The following is a 14,186-nucleotide window of genomic DNA, read 5'->3' as shown; positions in this document are numbered from 1 at the left end:
CTTACGCTCCGGATAGTTTTCTGAAGAGAGAACGCACCCATTCACGGTGCAGACTCAGCGAACGCCCCATCACCACCACAACCAGCAGCGCCCCTGACAGCGCGCTCGACACCTGGTTGGGGATGCCAACCATCTGTAAACCCTGTTGCAGGTACCCCACCAGCAGCGCCGCCAGCGCCGTACCGACAACCGAACCTGAGCCGCCGTAGATATTCGCTCCGCCGAGCACGGCGGCGGTGAGCGCAGGCATCAGTAAATCGCGCCCCAGATCCGAACGCGCGGAGCCGAAATAGGAGACCATCACCAGCGCGGCAACCGCCGAGGCCACGCCCACCAGGCCGTACAGCGCATACGGCATACCGTTCACCGACAGCGCCGCATAGCGCGCCGCGCGCGGATTCTGGCCAATTAAAAACAGATGCCGACCAAAGCGCCCGCGATGGGTAATCAGCCAGAAGAAAGCGGTAATCACCGCGAACAGCACCAGCGGGATCGGCAGGCCCAACACCGTCAGGTTAGCGAACGCCGTGAAGCTGTCCGGAAAGCCGCCGATCCCCTCGTAGCCCGTCGCGCCCGCCATGCCGGAGAGCAGCAGCGCCCCGCCGCCGTAGAGGTAGAGCGTGCCGAGGGTGATCACTAAAGGGCTGATACCGGTGTAGTGGATCAGCGCCGCATTCAACAGTCCGCACAGCAGGCCGAGCAGCAGCGTCAGCGGGATGGCGACCGCCATCGGCCACCCCGCCTGCATCATCACCCCCAGCGCGATAGCGCACAGGCCGATGGTTGAGCCGAGGGAGATGTCGATCCCGCCGCTGATAATCACCAGCGTGAGCGGTAGCGCCACGATACCAATGCAGATAAAGTCGCTGGTGCTGAACAGCAGCATATTGATGTCGAGCATGCGCGGGTTGATGGCGCCGAAGAGCAGGATCTCCAGCACCAGTAAAATCAGCAGCGCGCTTTCCCAGTTAAGCCTCATTTACGCCACCTCTTTGTTGCGTTTGGGAAGCGGGGTGACGTGCTTTCCCCCTCTGTTACCCGGCTGGAAACGGCTGTATTTCAGCGCCCGCTGATGCCGTGAGAGCGCCTGACGCAGCCGCCCGTCGAGCACCAGCACGCCCAGCAGCACCAGCCCGGCGATAAAGTCATTCCACCAGGCCGGCAGCCTGAACAGCACCAGCACGGTGTCGATTTGGGTGAGGAAGAACGCGCCGAGGAAGGCGCCGATCAGCGTGCCGGTGCCGCCCAGCAGCGAGATGCCGCCGAGCACGCAGGCGGCGATGGCCTTCATCTCCAGCCCGCTGCCGGTCTGGTTGGGCACAAAGCCAATCTGCGCGGCAAAGACGATCCCGGCGCAGGCCGCGAGTATGCCGTTGAGGGTAAAGGCGATCATGCGGGTGCGGTTCACCGCCACGCCCAGCTGACGTGCGGCGGCGAGGTTATCCCCCACGGCGTAGAAATCACGGCCAAAGGCGGTGCGCGACAATGTCCACGCGCCTGTAACCACGATTATCAACACCACAATGCCGAGCGGAGAAATGCCGACGGCGGCAGGCTCAGAGAGGGATTTCAGCCCCGGCGGCAGCCCTTCAATCCACTTGCCGCCGGTCCACAGCAGCATCGCTCCGCGGTACAGCCCCAGCGTGCCGAGGGTGGCGACAATCGCTGGAATGCGCAGCCCCACCACCAGAAAACCGTTGAACGCCCCCGCCAGCGCGCCAATCGACAGCGCGAAGAGAATGGAAACGGGCAGACTGTAGCCGCTGTTGAGCGCCACGCCGACGGCAATGGCGGACAGCCCGACGGTGGAGCCGACGGAGACGTCGATATTGCGGGTCAGCATCACCAGCGCCGCGCCGATGGCCAGCAAAATCAGGATCTGCGAGCTGGCGAAGATCATCCCCAGCGTCTGTAAGCTAAGGTAGGACGGGTTCAGCGCCACCAGCACGGCGAACAGGGCCAGAATGGCGAGAAACGCGCTCAGCTCGCGGTTTTTCAGTAAGATCTTCATGATTGCCCTCCAAACGCCAGCGCCATCATCCGATCGAGGCTGACGGCCTGGCGCGGCAGTTCGCCGCTGAGCACGCCCTGATGCATTACCAGCACCCGATCCGCGAGGCCGGGAAATTCATCGAGATCGCTTGAGATCATCAGCACTGCCACGTTCTGCGCCGCCACGCTTTTCAGCAGCTGGTAGATATCGGCGCGCGCCGATACGTCCACGCCGCGCGTCGGTTCATCGACGATCAGCAATAAAGGATTAGCCTCCAGGCAGCGCGCCAGCAGCACCTTCTGCTGATTACCACCGGAGAGCGTGCGCACGGTTTGATCCGCATGGTTGAGCTTGATCCCCAGCGCCCGGTGGTAACGCTCCACTACCGCAGACTCCCGCTTTCGCTGCTGCCAGAGCGACGGCTCGTTCAGCGTCACGGTGTTCCAGCGGACAGGCGCGTCGAGAAACAGGCCGGACACCTGCCTGTCTTCCGGCAGATAAACCAGCCCTTTTTCCAGACGGGAACTGACCGGATCGGCGGTGATCTCCTGGTTCTCCAGCCACACCCGCCCGCCGCGTACCGGACGCAGGCCGTAAAGCGTTTCGGCAAACTCGGTACGCCCGGACCCCACCAGCCCGGCCAGACCGACGATCTCCCCGGCGTAAATCTCAAGGCTGAGATCGATAAACCCTTCCCCGGTGAGATCCTCCACCCGCAGCACCGGGAAATCCTGCGCCTGGGTTCGGCGGTTGCCCGGCAGCGCCAGCCACAGCTTTTGCGTATCGCTTAGCGACTTTTCCCGGCTGACCGGCGTCATCGCGGCGATCAGGGCGTTATCGTCAAAGTGCGCGGTTTCGCCGCTCAGCACCACCGCGCCGTCGCGCATCACCGAGACGTGGCTCGAAAGCATGCGAATTTCCGGCAGCTTGTGCGAGATAAAAACAATGCCAACGCCGAGATCCTGCAGCGCGCGGATCTGGCGAAACAGGCGTTCGGTCTCGCCCGGCGTGAGCGATGCCGTGGGTTCGTCGAGGATCAGAATTCTGGCGTTGCGCATCAGCCCGCGCAGGATCTCCACCATCTGCTGATCCGCGACTTCCAGAGTGCTGGCAGCGGCATCAAGATTAAGCTGACATTGCAGCTGCTGGAGTTTCTCCGCCAGCCGCTTTTCCCGATCTCGTTCGCGCGGCAGACGAAACAGGATGTTTTCCCGCACCGTCAGGTTGGGGAAAAGCAGCGGCTCCTGTGGCACCAGATAAATGCCTAACCGGTGCGCCTGCGACGGGGTAAGCCGTGCAAAAGACTCGCCCGCAACCGAAAGCTCACCGCGATCCGGCGTTTCAACCCCGGCGATGATTTTCATCAACGTCGATTTTCCCGCGCCGTTACCGCCCATCAGCGCATGCACCTGCCCAGCAAGCAGCGTGAAATCAATGCCTTTTAACACAGGCACGCCAGAGAACTGTTTGCAGATGTCACGTGCCTCGAGAAGTGGTGTCATCATCGCTCCGCTATTGAACAAATGATTTTTAGATTTAATAATGTTCAAAAGCGTAGACGGTGAACTATATTTACAACCGTGCAGGGATCACAGTTTTATCGATTGAGATTCAGATAAACCGGAAAGGATCGAAAAGATCCGTTTTGTCGCGTGGCTCACATTTTCACGCCGCACCATCACGAACATATGATCTAAATTTTTATAAGAGTTCAACTATGAGCGATAAACGCACTGCGGAAGAAGGACGGTTTGCCGGGCTGGCACTGGCGGAAGAGGAGCTGGTGGCGCGCGTGGCCTGGTGCTACTACCACGACGGGCTGACCCAGAACGACATCGGCGAGCGGCTCGGGCTGCCGCGCCTGAAGATCTCCCGCCTGCTGGAGAAAGGCCGTCAGTCCGGGGTGATCCGCGTGCAGATAAACTCCCGCTACGAGGGCTGCCTGGCGCTGGAAACCGAGTTGCAACAACGATTTGGCCTGAAGCTGGTGCGCGTGATGCCCGCCCTGAATACGCCGCCGATGAACGTGCGGTTAGGCATTGGCGCGGCCCAGTCGCTGATGGGCGTGCTGGAGCCCGGCCAGCTGTTAGCGGTGGGCTTCGGTGAAACCACCATGAGCAGCCTGCAACACCTGAGCGGCTTTATCAGCTCACAGCAGATCCGCCTGGTGACGCTCTCCGGCGGCGTGGGGCCGTATATGACCGGTATCGGCCAGCTGGATGCGGCCTGTAGCGTCAGCATGATCCCTGCCCCGCTTCGCGTGTCATCCGCTGAAGTCGCCGGGATCTTAAAGCGCGAAACCAGCGTGCGGGACGTGATCCTCGCCGCCACCGCCGCTGACGTGGCGGTGGTCGGCATTGGCTCGGTGAACCAGCGCCGTGACGCGACGATACTGCGCTCCGGCTATATCAGCGAAGGTGAACAGTTGATGTACGCCCGCAAGGGCGCGGTCGGCGATATCCTTGGCTATTTCCTCAATGCCGAAGGGGAATGCGTCGAGGAGCTGGAGATCCACAAAGAACTACTGGGCGTCACGCTCGATGAACTGGCACAGCTGCCCACCATCGTAGGCGTGGCCGGGGGGGAAGAGAAAGCCGATGCGATTTATGCCGCACTGAAGGGCCGCCGTATTAATGGCCTGGTGACGGAAGAGACGACAGCCCGCGCGGTGCTGGCTCTGGCCATTTAAGAGCCCTCCCTGCGCTAACAATGAGGCATGCTCATGAGTTACCTTTTAGCGTTAGATGCAGGGACAGGCAGCGTTCGCGCCGTTATTTTCGATTTGCAGGGCAACCAGATTGCCGTTGGCCAGGCCGAGTGGAAACACCTGAGCGTCGAGAACGTGCCGGGCTCGATGGAGTTCGACCTCGACACCAACTGGCAGCTGGCCTGCCGGTGTATTCATAAGGCGCTGGAGCGCGCGCGCCTGAGCGCGGCGGATATTCAGTCCGTCGCCTGCTGTTCGATGCGCGAAGGGATTGTGCTGTACGACCGCAACGGCGAGGCTATCTGGGCCTGCGCCAACGTCGACGCCCGCGCCAGCCGCGAGGTAGCTGAACTCAAAGAGATCCACGACTACCGGTTTGAATCCGAAGTGTATGACGTTTCCGGCCAGACGCTTGCCCTCAGCGCCATGCCGCGCCTGCTGTGGCTGGCGCACCATCGTCCGGATATTTATCGTAAAGCCGCCACCATCACCATGATCAGCGACTGGCTGGCGGCGAAGCTCTCCGGCGAGCTGGCGGTGGACCCGTCCAATGCGGGCACGACGGGCATGCTGGATCTCTTCTCCCGCGACTGGCGTCCGGCGCTGCTCGACATGGCCGGGCTACGCGCCGATATCCTCTCCCCGGTAAAAGAGACCGGCACCGTGTTGGGGGCCATCACCAAAGCAGCCGCACAACAGAGCGGTCTGCGCGAGGGCACCCCGGTGGTGATGGGCGGCGGCGACGTGCAGCTGGGCTGTCTGGGGCTGGGCGTGGTGCGCGCCGGACAAACGGCGGTGCTGGGCGGCACCTTCTGGCAACAGGTGGTGAACCTGCCGCAGGTGCGCACCGACCCTGAGATGAACATCCGCGTAAACCCGCACGTTATCACCGGCATGGCGCAGGCAGAGTCGATCAGCTTCTTTACCGGGCTGACCATGCGCTGGTTCCGCGACGCCTTCTGCGCCGAAGAGAAGCTGATTGCCGAACGCATGGGAATGGACCCCTACTCCCTGCTCGAAGAGATGGCGAGCCGCGTCCCGCCGGGCTCCCACGGGGTGATGCCGATCTTCTCCGACGCGATGCATTTCAAACAGTGGTACCACGCCGCGCCGTCGTTTATTAACCTCTCCATCGACCCGGAAAAGTGCAACAAAGCGACGCTGTTCCGCGCGCTGGAAGAGAACGCGGCGATCGTCTCGGCCTGCAACCTGGCGCAGATTTCGCGCTTCTCCGGCGTGACGTTTGAGAGCCTGGTGTTTGCCGGCGGCGGCGCAAAGGGCGCCCTGTGGAGCCAGATTTTAAGCGACGTCACCGGCCTGCCGGTGCGCGTGCCAGAAGTCAAAGAGGCAACGGCGCTCGGCTGCGCCATTGCCGCAGGAGCTGGCGCGGGGCTGTTCGCGGATATGGCCTCGACGGGCGAGCGGCTGGTGAAGTGGAGCCGCGAGTTCACGCCAAACCCGGCGCACCGGGAGCTGTACGACGGCATGATGCAGAAATGGCAGGCGGTATACGCGGACCAGCTCGGGCTGGTGGACAGCGGGCTGACAACCTCGATGTGGCAGGCGCCGGGCCTGATGCGCGACACACGCCCCTCACCCTAACCCTCTCCCCAGAGGGGAGAGGGCCGGGGTGAGGGGTGAAGTTCTTTGAGATCTATCACAATCATTCGATCCCGCTTTTACCTTTCTGCCGCCGCTGGCTAAATTAGTAACTCATCCGACCACATAACAATAATTTTACACTGGAAGAGACTATGAGCCGCTACCCGTCGTTATTCGCCCCTCTCGATCTGGGGTTCACTACCCTCAAAAACCGCGTGTTAATGGGCTCAATGCACACCGGGCTGGAGGAGCGTCCGGACGGGGCTGAACGTCTGGCAGCCTTCTATGCCGAGCGCGCGCGCCACGGGGTGGCGCTGATTGTCACCGGCGGCGTAGCCCCTGCCCCTTCCGGGGTGACGATGGAGGGCGGCGCGGTGTTGAACGATGCGACACAGCTGCCGCACCACCGCATTGTGACCGACGCGGTTCACAACGAGGGCGGCAAAATCGCCCTGCAAATTCTGCATACCGGGCGCTACAGCTATCAGCCGAACCTGGTTGCCCCCTCGGCTATTCAGGCGCCGATTAACCGCTTTACTCCCCATGCCCTCAGCCATGACGAGATCCTGGCGCTGATAGAGGACTTCGCCCGCTGCGCCGCGCTGGCGCGGGAAGCGGGCTACGACGGCGTGGAGGTGATGGGCTCAGAAGGCTACCTGATCAACGAATTCCTCGCCGCACGCACCAACCAGCGCGACGATGAATGGGGTGGTGACTATGCCCGCCGCATGCGTTTTGCCGTGGAGGTGGTGCGCGCGGTGCGTGAACGTGCCGGTGCGGATTTTATTATCATCTTCCGCCTGTCGATGCTCGACCTGGTGGAAGGCGGCGGCACCTTCGACGAAACCGTGCAGCTGGCGCAGGCGATTGAAGCCGCCGGTGCCACCATTATCAACACCGGGATTGGCTGGCACGAAGCGCGCATCCCCACCATCGCCACGCCGGTGCCGCGTGCGGCGTTCAGCTGGGTAACGCGCAAGCTGAAAGGCAAAGTCTCCGTTCCGCTGGTGACCACTAACCGCATTAACGATCCGCAGGTGGCGGACGATGTGATCTCCCGCGGCGACGCCGATATGGTGTCGATGGCGCGTCCGTTCCTCGCGGATGCCGAACTGCTCTCCAAAGCGCAAAGCGGCCGTGCGGATGAGATCAACACCTGTATCGGCTGTAACCAGGCGTGTCTGGATCAGATCTTCGTCGGCAAGGTCACCTCCTGCCTGGTGAATCCCCGCGCCTGCCATGAAACCAAAATGCCGATCGTTCCTGCGACCAACAAGAAGCGTCTGGCCGTGGTGGGCGCAGGACCCGCTGGCCTGGCGTTTGCGGTCAATGCCGCCTCGCGTGGGCACAGCGTGACGCTGTTTGATGCGCTGGCGGAAATCGGCGGGCAGTTTACTATCGCCAGACAGATCCCCGGCAAAGAGGAGTTCTATGAAACGCTGCGCTATTACCGCCGGATGATCGAGGTGACGGGCGTCGATCTGCGGCTCAATCAGGTTGTCAGCGCGGCGGATCTGATCGGTTTCGACGAGGTGATCCTCGCGAGTGGGATCGCCCCGCGCACCCCTGCGATCGAAGGCATCGATCATCCGAAGGTATTGAGCTATCTGGACGTGCTGCGCGACAAAGCGCCGGTTGGCGAGAAGGTGGCGATCATCGGCTGCGGCGGGATCGGTTTTGATACCGCGATGTATTTAAGCCAGCCGGGCGAAGCCACCAGCCAGAACATCGCTGAGTTCTGCGTGGAATGGGGCATTGATACCAGTCTCAGTCAGTCCGGCGGTTTACGCCCGGAAGGGCCGCAGCTGCCGAAAAGCCCGCGTCAGATCGTGATGCTCCAGCGTAAGGCCAGCAAGCCGGGTGAAGGGCTGGGCAAAACCACTGGCTGGATCCACCGCGCCACCCTGCTCTCGCGCGGGGTGAAGATGATCCCGGCGGTGAGCTACCAGAAGATCGACGACGACGGGCTGCATGTGCTGATCGGTGGTGAACCGCAGCTGCTGCGCGTGGATCATGTGATTTTGTGCGCCGGACAGGAGCCAAAGCGCGATCTGGCCGATCCGCTGCGCGAAGCGGGTAAAACGGTGCATTTGATCGGCGGGTGCGACGTGGCGATGGAACTGGATGCGCGGCGGGCGATTGCGCAGGGGACAAAACTGGCGCTGAGTATTTAACGGCATCGCCCGGTGGCGCTTCGCTTACCGGGCCTACGGGTCCGAGGCCATTGTAGGCCCGGTAAGCGAAGCGCCACCGGGCATTTGAAACCGTAGGCCTGGGCAAGCGAAACGCCGCCAGGCAAAACGATCTTATCGACGACGCCCCAGCTTCACCGACTTCAGCACCACAAACTTGTTGTTTGTCGCAATGGTGACGCAGTTACCGAAAATCTTCTTCAGCTTGTGGAAGTAGTCCAGATGGCGGTTCGCCACGATGTACAGCTCGCCGTTGATTTTCAGGCAGCGGCGCGCGTGGTGGAACATCTCCCACGCGACGTTATCCGTCAGGGCGTGCTTCTGGTGGAACGGAGGATTGCAAAACACCGCGTTGAAGCGGAAAGGCTCTACGCCGGACAGCGCGTTATTGATCATAAACTCGCAGCGATCCAGCGCCTCCGGCAGATTGGTTTCCACGTTCAGACGGCTTGAAGCCACCGCCATTGGCGATTCGTCGCTGAACACCACGCTGGCCTCCGGGTTCTTCACCAGCAGCGTCAGGCCAATCACGCCGTTACCGCAGCCGAGATCGACAATCTCCCCTTCCAGGTTTTCCGGCAGATGTTCCATAAAGAAGCGTGCGCCGATATCCAGACCGGTACGGGAGAAGACGTTCGCGTGGTTGTGGATGGTCCAGTCGGTCCCTTCCAGCTTCCAGCTCAGGGTCTCTGGCGCGTCGGCCAGTTCCGGCGCGCTGAAGGTACAGTTGATCAGGCGCGCTTTTTTCCAGGCCAGCGTCGTAGTGGTCGGGCCGAGCACTTTCTCGAACAGTTCCAGCGTCGAGGTGTGAATATCACGCGCCTTGGCGCCCGCGATGATGCGCGTTTCTGGCGTCACGACTTTGCGCAGCGCGCGCAGTTGCTGCTCCAGCAGCGCCATGGTTTTGGGCACTTTAATCAGAACCACGCCTGGCGCCTGCGGGTAGTCCGCGGTGCTGTCGAGGAACTTCACGCTGGATTCGTCGATATCGTTGTGACGCAGGTTTTCACGCGTCGCCAGCTCGCTTAAGTAAGAATCGCCGATACTGTAAGGCGCATGTTCCGCGAGCGCACAGCCCAGCGCGCCAAACGCGTCATTCAGGATCAGTACCGGGCCGCGGATTTCAGTCTCATCCAACTGCTGCAGCAGATATTCATCCGCCGCTTCCCACGCCTGAAGCGGGTTCACGTCGTCCGTTTCCGGGAAACGTTTAAGGTTGAGTGAACGGAAACCGTTGTCTAAGTGGCTCATCGGCCCTCCTGAATGGTAAAATTTGGCGTATCCCTGAAAAGGGTGCGTGAGTATACCCGTTTTCACACTATTTTGGGGTTTTGATGAACCAGCTGACTTATCTCCAGGGCTACCCGGAGCAATTACTATCCCAGGTTCGCGACCTGATCGCCGCGGGAAAGCTCGGCGCGGTGCTGGAAAAACGCTACCCGGGCACGCATGATTTCGCGACTGACAAAGCCCTCTGGCAGTATACGCAGGATCTGAAAAGCCAGTATCTGAAGAGCGCCCCGCCGATCAACAAGGTGATGTACGACAACAAGATCCACGTGCTGAAAAACGCGCTCGGCCTGCATACCGCCATCTCCCGCGTGCAGGGCGGCAAGCTGAAGGCTAAGGCGGAGATCCGCGTCGCGACCGTCTTTCGCAATGCACCGGAAGCCTTTCTGCGGATGATCGTGGTGCACGAGCTGGCGCACCTGAAAGAGAAAGATCACGACAAAGCGTTCTATTCCCTGTGCTGCCATATGGAGCCGCAGTACCACCAGCTGGAGTTTGATACCCGTTTGTGGCTGACGCATTTATCGTTAAAGAGTAATGCGCAGTAGCGCACGCGAAATGTCATGAGGACGTGCTACAGTGGCTTTAGGTTCCCTGCTACGGAGTACGTAAACGTTTATGATACGTTTCGCAGTCATCGGTACGAACTGGATCACGCGCCAGTTCGTCGACGCCGCCCACGAAACCGGCAAATATAAGCTCACCGCAGTCTATTCCCGCAGCCTTGAGCAGGCGCAAAGTTTTGCGAATGACTACCTGGTTGAACATCTGTTCACCTCACTCGATGAGATGGCGCAAAGCGACGCCATTGACGCGGTCTATATCGCCAGCCCGAATGCTCTGCACTTCCCGCAAACGAAGCTGTTCCTCAGCCATAAAAAGCATGTGATCTGCGAGAAGCCGCTGGCGTCGAATATCCACGAAGTGGAAGCCGCCATTGCGCTTGCCCGCGAAAACCAGGTGGTGCTGTTTGAAGCGTTCAAAACCGCCAGCCTGCCCAACTTCCTGCTGTTGCAGCAGTCCCTGCCGAAAATTGGCAAAGTGCGTAAAGCCTTTATCAACTACTGCCAGTATTCCTCGCGCTACCAGCGCTATCTGGACGGCGAAAACCCGAACACCTTTAACCCGGCCTTCTCGAATGGCTCGATTATGGATATCGGTTTTTACTGCCTGGCCTCTGCGGTTGCGCTGTGGGGGGAACCACACGGCGTGACGGCCACCGCCAGCCTGCTGGAGAGCGGCGTGGATGCACACGGCGTTGTGGTGCTGGACTACGGTGATTTCAGCGTGACGTTGCAGCACTCGAAGGTCAGCGACTCCGTGCTGCCAAGCGAAATTCAGGGCGAAGACGGCTCGCTGGTGATCGAAAAAATCTCCGAATGCCAGAAGCTCAGCATCGTTCCGCGCGGCGGAAAAGCGCAGGAGCTGACGCAGCCTCAGCATATTAACACTATGCTTTATGAGGCAGAGGTCTTCGCCCGTCTGGTAGAAGACAACGAAGTGAACCACCCGGGACTGGCGATCAGCCGCACCACGGCGAAGCTGCAAACGGAGATCCGCCGACAGACCGGCGTAATCTTCCCCGCAGACGGCGTGAATGTGGAAGCCGTCGCGTAAAGCTGTGTAATGAAATCGTGCAGACCATTGACGAAATCGATGGTCTGACATAATTTGTTACCTGCAAAGGGGAGTAACTTCTTCGCCGGTGGATCGTCATTACGATGCGTGCAAAACCGCATCCGGTCGCCGGGCAACCTTCGTGGTTGTAAGTGAGACCTTGCCGGAAGGCGAGGTCTATGCATAAAAAGCTAACGGCTATCGTCTTCTGACCATAGCCGTTTTTGTTTTTTTATGTGTAAGGAAAATAGTATGCATTCTGTCGGCACTCCAATGCTGTGGGGCGGATTCGCGGTTGTCGTGCTCATCATGCTGGCGATCGACCTCTTTTTGCAGGGTCGTCGCGGCGAACACGGCATGAGCGTTAAGCAAGCCGCCGTCTGGTCGCTGGTATGGGTTACCCTCTCACTTCTTTTCTGCGCCGCCTTCTGGTGGTATCTGGCCTCAACCGAAGGTCGCGCGGTGGCCGATCCTCAGGCACTCGCCTTCCTCACCGGCTATCTGATTGAAAAAGCGCTGGCGGTTGATAACGTCTTCGTCTGGCTGATGCTGTTCAGTTACTTCGCCGTGCCTGCGGCCCTGCAACGCCGCGTGCTGGTATACGGCGTGCTAGGCGCCATCATCCTGCGTACCATCATGATCTTCGCCGGTAGCTGGCTGATTACCCAGTTCGAATGGCTGCTGTACGTGTTTGGTGCGTTCCTGCTGTTCACCGGGGTCAAAATGGCGCTGGCGAAAGAAGACGATACCGGTATCGGTGATAAGCCGCTGGTGAAGTGGATCCGGGGTCATCTGCGCATGACGGACAAGATCGAGAGCGAGCATTTCTTCGTGCGTAAGAACGGCCTGCTGTTCGCCACCCCGCTGCTGCTGGTGCTGATTCTGGTCGAGCTGAGCGACGTGATTTTCGCCGTGGACAGTATCCCGGCTATCTTCGCGGTCACTACCGACCCGTTCATCGTCCTGACCTCGAACCTGTTCGCCATCCTCGGCCTGCGTGCGATGTACTTCCTGCTGGCGGGCGCGGCAGAGCGCTTCTCAATGCTGAAGTACGGTCTGTCGGTGATTCTGGTCTTTATCGGTATCAAGATGCTGATTGTTGATTTCTACCATATCCCGATCGCCATTTCGCTCGGCGTGGTGTTTGGCATTCTGCTGGTGACGCTGATTATCAATACCTGGGTTAACCGCCAGCACGATAAGAAGCAGCAGGCTTAGTGCAACGTTCGGTGCGGGCTGATGCCCTCACCCCACCCCTCTCCCACGGGGAGAGGGGGAAATGCAATGCAGGCCGGGTAAGCGCAGCGCCACCCGGCACTTTCGTTAACCAATAGTTAAAAAACATGACGCAACACGTAAAATCCAGCATTTTACGCTTCCGCCTTTCGCTGCTTTCCCTGATACTCAACCAGGCAAACAAATACTTACATCCGGATACAAATGTGACTTAGAGCACATCCAGGATGGAACGCAATTTCACTCAGGAATAACGTATGAGCACACAATCTAAGGGCCTGCTTGCGCGCCTGGCGCAGGGCAGTCTTGTAAAACAAATTCTGGTCGGGTTGGTACTGGGTATTCTGCTGGCGATGGTGTCAAAACCTGCGGCGGAAGCGACGGGACTGCTCGGCACCCTTTTCGTTGGCGCACTGAAGGCCGTCGCCCCGGTACTGGTGCTGATGCTGGTGATGGCGTCGATTGCCAACCACCAGCACGGACAAAAAACCAACATTCGCCCTATTCTGTTCCTGTATCTGCTGGGAACCTTCTCTGCTGCCTTAACGGCCGTTGTGTTTAGCTTCCTGTTCCCGTCCACGCTGCACCTGACCAGCGCGGCCGGTGATATCACCCCGCCGTCCGGGATTGTGGAAGTCCTTCGCGGCCTGCTGATGAGCATGGTCTCTAACCCCATCACCGCACTGATGAACGGAAACTACATTGGCATCCTGGTCTGGGCGATTGGTCTGGGCTTCGCGCTGCGTCATGGCAACGAGACCACGAAAAACCTGGTTAACGATTTGTCCAATGCAGTGACCTTCATGGTGAAGCTGGTGATTCGCTTTGCACCAGTCGGTATCTTTGGTCTGGTTTCTTCGACGCTGGCCACCACCGGTTTCGACGCACTGTGGGGCTACGCGCAGCTGCTGGTCGTCCTGGTCGGCTGTATGCTGCTGGTGGCGCTGGTGATCAACCCGCTGCTGGTGTTCTGGCAGATCCGCCGCAACCCGTATCCGCTGGTGCTGACCTGCCTGCGCGAGAGCGGCGTGTATGCCTTCTTCACCCGCAGCTCAGCGGCGAACATACCGGTGAACATGGCGCTGGCGGAGAAGCTGAACCTGGACCGCGATACCTATTCGGTGTCGATTCCCCTGGGTGCAACCGTGAACATGGCCGGTGCGGCGATTACCATCACCGTGCTGACGCTGGCGGCGGTGCATACGCTGGGTATTCCGGTAGATCTGCCAACCGCGCTGCTGCTGAGCGTCGTTGCATCACTGTGTGCCTGTGGCGCATCCGGCGTGGCGGGCGGCTCTCTGCTGCTGATCCCGCTGGCCTGTAACATGTTCGGTATCCCGAACGAGATTGCCATGCAGGTTGTCGCGGTCGGTTTCATTATCGGCGTATTGCAGGATTCCTGCGAAACCGCGCTGAACTCCTCTACCGACGTGCTGTTTACCGCCGCAGCCTGTCAGGCGGAAGATGCGCGTTTAGCGAAGAACGCCCTGCGCAGTTAAAAAGAAAAGCCCGGTGGCGGCTACGCCTTACCGGGCCTACAAGGTAAATG

Annotated in this window: 11 protein-coding genes; 7 read left to right on the top strand and 4 right to left on the bottom strand. The window is 60.1% G+C overall.

The features are described from left to right. Position 1: 1 nt before the first annotated feature. From lsrD to lsrA, 3 genes are read right to left on the bottom strand one after another with little or no spacing between them, the layout of a single operon-like run. Positions 2-979: an autoinducer 2 ABC transporter permease LsrD gene (lsrD, locus tag AC4OVS_RS03215; RefSeq protein ID WP_126490519.1), complete on the bottom strand. Its 978-nt coding sequence runs from the start codon at positions 977-979 to the stop codon at positions 2-4. Further along, positions 980-2,011: an autoinducer 2 ABC transporter permease LsrC gene (gene lsrC, locus AC4OVS_RS03210; protein WP_155025579.1), complete on the bottom strand. Its 1,032-nt coding sequence runs from the start codon at positions 2,009-2,011 to the stop codon at positions 980-982. It abuts the gene before it with no gap. After that, complete coding sequence (gene lsrA, locus AC4OVS_RS03205; RefSeq protein ID WP_063150234.1) at positions 2,008-3,495, bottom strand: autoinducer 2 ABC transporter ATP-binding protein LsrA; 1,488 nt, start codon at positions 3,493-3,495, stop codon at positions 2,008-2,010. Before lsrA ends, lsrC begins: the two co-directional genes overlap by 4 nt. A gap of 215 nt (positions 3,496-3,710) precedes the next feature. On the opposite strand from lsrA, the gene lsrR reads away from it, so the two are divergent. The 3 genes from lsrR (at position 3,711) to AC4OVS_RS03190 (ending at position 8,476) form a co-directional block, all read left to right on the top strand. Continuing rightward, positions 3,711-4,682, top strand: a complete 972-nt coding sequence (gene lsrR / locus AC4OVS_RS03200; RefSeq protein WP_022649464.1) for a transcriptional regulator LsrR — start codon at positions 3,711-3,713, stop codon at positions 4,680-4,682. A 33-nt stretch (positions 4,683-4,715) separates the two neighbouring features. Continuing rightward, positions 4,716-6,302, top strand: coding sequence for an autoinducer-2 kinase (gene lsrK / locus AC4OVS_RS03195; protein ID WP_280004858.1), 1,587 nt, complete (start codon positions 4,716-4,718; stop codon positions 6,300-6,302). A 152-nt stretch (positions 6,303-6,454) separates the two neighbouring features. Further along, positions 6,455-8,476, top strand: coding sequence for an NADPH-dependent 2,4-dienoyl-CoA reductase (locus tag AC4OVS_RS03190; protein ID WP_320684036.1), 2,022 nt, complete (start codon positions 6,455-6,457; stop codon positions 8,474-8,476). A gap of 132 nt (positions 8,477-8,608) precedes the next feature. Here AC4OVS_RS03190 and rlmG read toward each other — a convergent pair whose 3' ends face one another. Continuing rightward, positions 8,609-9,745: a 23S rRNA (guanine(1835)-N(2))-methyltransferase RlmG gene (rlmG, locus tag AC4OVS_RS03185; protein WP_491922173.1), complete on the bottom strand. Its 1,137-nt coding sequence runs from the start codon at positions 9,743-9,745 to the stop codon at positions 8,609-8,611. Between the two features lie 83 nt (positions 9,746-9,828). Here rlmG and AC4OVS_RS03180 point away from each other — a divergent pair, with 83 nt between their 5' ends. The 4 genes from AC4OVS_RS03180 to sstT all read left to right on the top strand — a co-directional run bounded on the left by AC4OVS_RS03180 (position 9,829) and on the right by sstT (position 14,136). Then, complete coding sequence (locus AC4OVS_RS03180) at positions 9,829-10,332, top strand: M48 family metallopeptidase (protein ID WP_023298690.1); 504 nt, start codon at positions 9,829-9,831, stop codon at positions 10,330-10,332. Positions 10,333-10,402: 70 nt separating this feature from the next. Continuing rightward, positions 10,403-11,401 (top strand): Gfo/Idh/MocA family protein, encoded by a 999-nt coding sequence (locus AC4OVS_RS03175; RefSeq protein WP_022649469.1) that lies wholly within the window; start codon positions 10,403-10,405, stop codon positions 11,399-11,401. Between the two features lie 252 nt (positions 11,402-11,653). Next, complete coding sequence (locus tag AC4OVS_RS03170; RefSeq protein WP_022649470.1) at positions 11,654-12,619, top strand: TerC family protein; 966 nt, start codon at positions 11,654-11,656, stop codon at positions 12,617-12,619. 275 nt (positions 12,620-12,894) lie between these two features. Beyond that, positions 12,895-14,136: a serine/threonine transporter SstT gene (gene sstT, locus AC4OVS_RS03165; RefSeq protein ID WP_023298692.1), complete on the top strand. Its 1,242-nt coding sequence runs from the start codon at positions 12,895-12,897 to the stop codon at positions 14,134-14,136. The last annotated feature ends 50 nt before the right edge of the window (positions 14,137-14,186 follow it).

The organism is Enterobacter sp. 4974935 (assembly GCF_058661735.1).
The sequence above is the reverse complement of the archived record's forward strand: the minus strand, read 5'-3'. Positions and strand labels throughout refer to the sequence as shown.

Coding starts and splice junctions, on each gene's coding strand:
- AC4OVS_RS03180 (WP_023298690.1), top strand. CDS start 9,829: ATGAACCAGCTGACTTATCTCCAGGGCTACCCGGAGCAATTACTATCC.
- rlmG (WP_491922173.1), bottom strand. CDS start 9,745: ATGAGCCACTTAGACAACGGTTTCCGTTCACTCAACCTTAAACGTTTC.
- AC4OVS_RS03175 (WP_022649469.1), top strand. CDS start 10,403: ATGATACGTTTCGCAGTCATCGGTACGAACTGGATCACGCGCCAGTTC.
- AC4OVS_RS03170 (WP_022649470.1), top strand. CDS start 11,654: ATGCATTCTGTCGGCACTCCAATGCTGTGGGGCGGATTCGCGGTTGTC.
- AC4OVS_RS03190 (WP_320684036.1), top strand. CDS start 6,455: ATGAGCCGCTACCCGTCGTTATTCGCCCCTCTCGATCTGGGGTTCACT.
- lsrA (WP_063150234.1), bottom strand. CDS start 3,495: ATGACACCACTTCTCGAGGCACGTGACATCTGCAAACAGTTCTCTGGC.
- lsrK (WP_280004858.1), top strand. CDS start 4,716: ATGAGTTACCTTTTAGCGTTAGATGCAGGGACAGGCAGCGTTCGCGCC.
- sstT (WP_023298692.1), top strand. CDS start 12,895: ATGAGCACACAATCTAAGGGCCTGCTTGCGCGCCTGGCGCAGGGCAGT.
- lsrR (WP_022649464.1), top strand. CDS start 3,711: ATGAGCGATAAACGCACTGCGGAAGAAGGACGGTTTGCCGGGCTGGCA.
- lsrD (WP_126490519.1), bottom strand. CDS start 979: ATGAGGCTTAACTGGGAAAGCGCGCTGCTGATTTTACTGGTGCTGGAG.
- lsrC (WP_155025579.1), bottom strand. CDS start 2,011: ATGAAGATCTTACTGAAAAACCGCGAGCTGAGCGCGTTTCTCGCCATT.